Origin of the sequence: Sutterella sp. KLE1602, assembly GCF_001578585.1 — a bacterium.
Classification (GTDB): Bacteria; Pseudomonadota; Gammaproteobacteria; order Burkholderiales; family Burkholderiaceae_F; genus Sutterella; species Sutterella wadsworthensis_A.
In genome coordinates this window covers 1-4202 of sequence record NZ_KQ968498.1, presented here as the reverse complement: position 1 = coordinate 4202, position 4202 = coordinate 1, and the positions used below count along the sequence as shown (strand labels likewise).

Here is a 4202-nt window from a genome sequence, read left to right as displayed (position 1 = left end):
ACGAAGATTGATAAGTTATTTCCTAACTATTCCTCAGCTGCAGGGAAGACCAAAACCCTTTGAAGGGTGGTGATCCTGCTCAAGTTTCGGGATGTCCCTCTCGTAGAAAACCCTTATGCGGATCTCCCGGGAAGGGCAGGGGCGTCGAGAAGGCAGGTGCCATCGCCGTTCAGGCGCATTCGCGCAAATGTCTGTATCCTTTCGTCATCATGGAGAACGGACGGCAGAAACCCCTTATATATAGTGGTTGTCCGGCGAAATCAGATTTAGGAGACCGAAGATGGGACTCGACTTGTACGCGGGCACCTTCACCCGCTATTACACCCGCAACTGGAAGACGGTCGTGGAAGCTTGGGCCGAAGCCAACGGCGTCGACTTCAAGCGCACGGAGACCGAGGACGAGGAGAAGCTCTCCCCGGAGGAGGTGCAGGCGATCGTCTGTGCATGGCGCGACGAGATGCTTCAGGCGGTGACGCCTGAAAACCAGCTTCCCGAGACCTGGGAGGAGAGCAACGACAAGGCCTACTACACGGACAAGCCCGACTGGGATGCCTTCGGCGCGATGTTGCTCGTAACCGCCGCCCACACGTACGAGGAGACGATTCCCGAAACGCTCGAAAAGGGCTGGGACTTCACCGAACATCCGCTCATCAAGCGCCTTGCCGAGGACCACGAGCACGTCTACTCGCTTTTCCGCAGCGTGATGGTCTGGGTTCCGATCACGAAGTCCACGATGGTCTTCCGCGGTCCGATGCCCACGGGCAATGAGGTGATGATCGGCACGCTCGGCGCGCTTGAGCAGGAACTCGAGCACATCAACGAGATCTGCTGGCTCGCCAAGGAGGAGACGATCCTCTCGTGGACCGAAACCGAGGGCTATCCCGCCAAGACGCTCAAGGACGTCGAGACGGGCACCGAGGATGGCAAGAAGGAGACCTACAGCACCGAGTCCCTCGCCAAGTTCGCCTTCTCGATCTTCTGGCGCGCCATGAAGTTTGCCAAGGAAAACCGCACGCCGGTTCTCTTCGACTACTAAGCCGACCGTCGACCAAAACCAAAAGCCGATTCCGAATGCTGATTCTGGATCGGCTTTTTTGTTGTTTGAGCTCCGCTCAAAGCCTTCCTCATTCTCCGTAGAGCCATTCGTCGAGGTCCCACCAGAGTTCGAAGAAGACGCGGGAGAGGAGGGCCGCGTCGCCGTAGGCGTCGTGGTGTCCGCCTCGAGCGCCGAGTCCGTACCATTCGAGCAGGGCGTCGAGTCCGTTGCGGCGGCGCTCCGACGGAATCGCCCTGGCGAGCACGAACGAGTCGACGACGGTGCAGCGGTCCTCGAACCTCGGTGCGCCGGGACGCGCGGCCTGAAGCTCCCGATTGAGCCAGAGAAGGTCCATCGTGCGGTCATGGATCACGACGGTCTTGCCGCGCACGGCCTCAAGCAGCTCGTCTGCGCGGGCCGCAAACTCGGGACAGTGCTCGAGCTCGCAGTCCTGAATGCCGTGCACACGCCTTGCGCCCGCCAGGGAGCGTCGGTGCGGATTGCAGCGAAAGTGCAGGCCGCCCGTCACGTTCTGCTCGACGTCCGTCTCGACGAGGGCCACCTCGATGAGGCGCCCGTTGCGCCCGCCCGTCGATTCGGTGTCGAGAAAGACGAGGGACTCTGCTCGGTCGAGCGCCGCATGCACGCCTTCGAGCCTCGCGCGTCGCTCCGCCTCCGACGTGAGAAGGTCGGGATTGAAATGCGTTCCTGAATGGAAAAGGCTCTGGCGAAGGGCCTCGCCGTCGTCCTGTACGGGAAGGCGGGCAAGAAGCTTCGAGAGTGCGGGCGAGAGCGGGGCGGGAGGGACTGGACGGGCGGGACGGGCAGGACGGGCGGCGGGATGCCTTTCGGAAGGCAGAAGCGTTGCGGCAGAGGCGTGCGGAAGGACGGCGTGCGGAAGAATGACGGTCATGGCGGTGATTTACTTGATGATGCAGTTGCGTCATGTTAGGCGGCGGTGCGTCAGTTTGTGACGCAGGAACATCTTTCCTGAACGCCGTTCCGATTGCGTCACGAGTTGACGCATGGGGTCCGATACTGATGAAAACGGAGGGGGATCCGCAGGGGCCGCCATGTCAGGGTCCGCGTTCTCCTCCCGAATCTGGAGTCAAAGACATGGCATACACCGCCTACAAGTTCAAGCCGTCATTTGTTGAGAAGCGTCTCAAGAGCTACAAGTCGAACCTGATGAAGTTCAAGGGACACGACAATCTCGTCGTCAACGCCGTTCGCGTGATCAGGGAGAGGCTCGAGGCCGATCCGCGCCGCTATCTTTCCTACGGGCCCTACTGGTGGGGCATCAAGAAGGTGCTCGTCGACAACGGCGTGCCGCTCGGCGAATGCGACGACGAGGAGATCAGGCTCGCCGACCGACGAGGAGACCATCGTGATGGCCGAGGAGTTCAGCCAAATCCGCCAGGAACCCTCGCCTCTAATGACATGGACCACCCACCCGATGCCTAGGCAATCGATTCTCGCAGATCGATAATGTGGCATCACAAGCCTTCATGGAGTCCATATCATGGCTAGAAAGCGCACCCTGTCAACACTCGACACCTCTATCGCATACGCTGTTGGCCTCGACCTTGCCAAGACTGATGTGGCTCTTGCCGCATTCGACTCTGATCACAAGGAACCTTATCTCATTGACCGGATCCCCTACGACAAGCTCTATGAGCTTCTGGCAGACATGGCTCCGACCTTGGTTGCCATGGAGCCATGCAGCGGTGCTCATCAGATCGCCGAGCAGATTCAGGAGCTCGGACATGAAGTCATGATGATCAGCGGGCGGCATGTCCAGGCATGGGTCAAGGATCATTGCAATGGCCAGAAGACCGACCTCAATGACGCGTTTGCCATCCTGAATCTGGCCTATGACCGCTGGCTGACGCCCATCCGCGGGAAGACGCGTGAGGAATGCCGTCTGCTTGCTCTGCAGGCCTCCTATCGCCAATTAAAGGGGCAGCGAACGAAGACTATGGTGCACGTCAAGGCTACGCTTCATGCATGGGGATTTCCCATCCGTGCAGGCTCCTTCAACCAGAAGGCTCTGCATGAGCTGATCGATGCCAACCGAGAGGCTTTCGGTGATGAAGTGGTAGAGACTCTGCACCTCATGATCAACCGGGTGCATGATCTCGACCATGACATTGCAACGGTGCTGAAGCTCCTGACAGAGGCTACCCAGCGTGATCCGCGGGCTTCCCTGCTCCGTTCCATACCGGGATTCGGAGTGCTGACGACGAGCCGTTGATGCGCTGTAGTGGGTGACATCGCAAGATTCGATTCCCCAAAACAGACCATGGCGTTCATTGGTCTTGTCCCGAATAACAGAATTACCGGGCATCACACGGAGACCTCTTCCGGTCGTGAAGCCCGAGGCCAGGGAAAGATGTCGAAGCGAGGAGACAAGATGCTCCGATCGCTCTGCATCCTGGGTGCAGGCGCATTGTGTTTGATGGTGCGCAACGACCGGTTGCCTGACTGCCCGTTCGTAGCAAGCATCAAGGAGCGCCTGGCATCGCCAAGACCTTGGTTTAAAGTTCTAGTCTATGTCGCAGCCAAGTTGGTGCGCATAGCCACAGCTCTCCTCAAATACGGAGAGACGTTCAGCTTCGAGAAAGCTGGCATATCGAAGGCGGTACTGAAGCAGTGGGAGCTTGAACAAGCCAAAGCCGCATAAGCCTTAACCGCCCGAAAGAGAATAGTCCGACCTCAAGCAAGATTGATTCATGAGATGCCTTAAAGGCGCCGTCTAATAGCCATACGCCTCACATTGCAGAAACTTGCATTGCCTTTTATTTGGCACAGACGGCTTTCTGAAGTTCATGGCGGGCATGGAATTCCGAACGGAGTCCCGACAGCCCTGAGAGATTGGTGGATGGGCCTCTCGCTTGAATAGAATCTGCTTGATCTGACTCCGCATGACCTCGGTAAAGGATGCGGATCAGGGAGTCTTTTTTCCGTCGTTTTACCGCGTTCCTGGGCGGGCCTCATTTCCTGAATTCACGCGAGCAAGCTCGCTCAAATTAGTACGGCCCGCGGCCACTGCGAGAGCGCTTTCGCGCTCACGCACCGCCTGCGGCGGAAAATACTTGACATCTTGCTTGACAAGAGTGGGCGGTCCAGAGATGTGAGGCGGGGAGGAATGGCGGAAAAGACAGCA

5 protein-coding genes are annotated in these 4202 nt (G+C 58.5%); 4 read left to right on the top strand and 1 reads right to left on the bottom strand.

The window, feature by feature from the left end:
• Positions 1–280: 280 nt before the first annotated feature.
• Positions 281–1036, top strand: a complete 756-nt coding sequence (locus HMPREF3036_RS02385; RefSeq protein ID WP_062331213.1) for a hypothetical protein — start codon at positions 281–283, stop codon at positions 1034–1036.
• An 88-nt stretch (positions 1037–1124) separates the two neighbouring features.
• On the opposite strand, the gene HMPREF3036_RS02380 is transcribed toward HMPREF3036_RS02385, so the two are convergent.
• Positions 1125–1949, bottom strand: coding sequence for a 3'-5' exonuclease (locus HMPREF3036_RS02380; RefSeq protein WP_005435130.1), 825 nt, complete (start codon positions 1947–1949; stop codon positions 1125–1127).
• 203 nt (positions 1950–2152) lie between these two features.
• Between HMPREF3036_RS02380 and HMPREF3036_RS02375 the strand changes: the two genes are divergently transcribed.
• Genes HMPREF3036_RS02375 through HMPREF3036_RS12430 form a run of 3 tightly spaced genes read left to right on the top strand, consistent with a single transcriptional unit; the run spans position 2153 to position 3719 of the window.
• Entirely contained in the window at positions 2153–2500 is a 348-nt protein-coding gene (locus HMPREF3036_RS02375) for a hypothetical protein (RefSeq protein WP_062331210.1), read from the top strand.
• 58 nt (positions 2501–2558) lie between these two features.
• Positions 2559–3290 (top strand): IS110 family transposase, encoded by a 732-nt coding sequence (locus HMPREF3036_RS02370; RefSeq protein WP_062331207.1) that lies wholly within the window; start codon positions 2559–2561, stop codon positions 3288–3290.
• Between the two features lie 9 nt (positions 3291–3299).
• Positions 3300–3719, top strand: a complete 420-nt coding sequence (locus tag HMPREF3036_RS12430) for a transposase (RefSeq protein ID WP_197457922.1) — start codon at positions 3300–3302, stop codon at positions 3717–3719.
• Positions 3720–4202: the final 483 nt, after the last annotated feature.

What these genes read in the sequence shown, in the direction of transcription:
- HMPREF3036_RS02370 (WP_062331207.1), top strand. Translation starts at nt 2,559, where the DNA reads ATGGCTAGAAAGCGCACCCTGTCAACACTCGACACCTCTATCGCATAC.
- HMPREF3036_RS02375 (WP_062331210.1), top strand. Translation starts at nt 2,153, where the DNA reads ATGGCATACACCGCCTACAAGTTCAAGCCGTCATTTGTTGAGAAGCGT.
- HMPREF3036_RS02385 (WP_062331213.1), top strand. Translation starts at nt 281, where the DNA reads ATGGGACTCGACTTGTACGCGGGCACCTTCACCCGCTATTACACCCGC.
- HMPREF3036_RS02380 (WP_005435130.1), bottom strand. Translation starts at nt 1,949, where the DNA reads ATGACCGTCATTCTTCCGCACGCCGTCCTTCCGCACGCCTCTGCCGCA.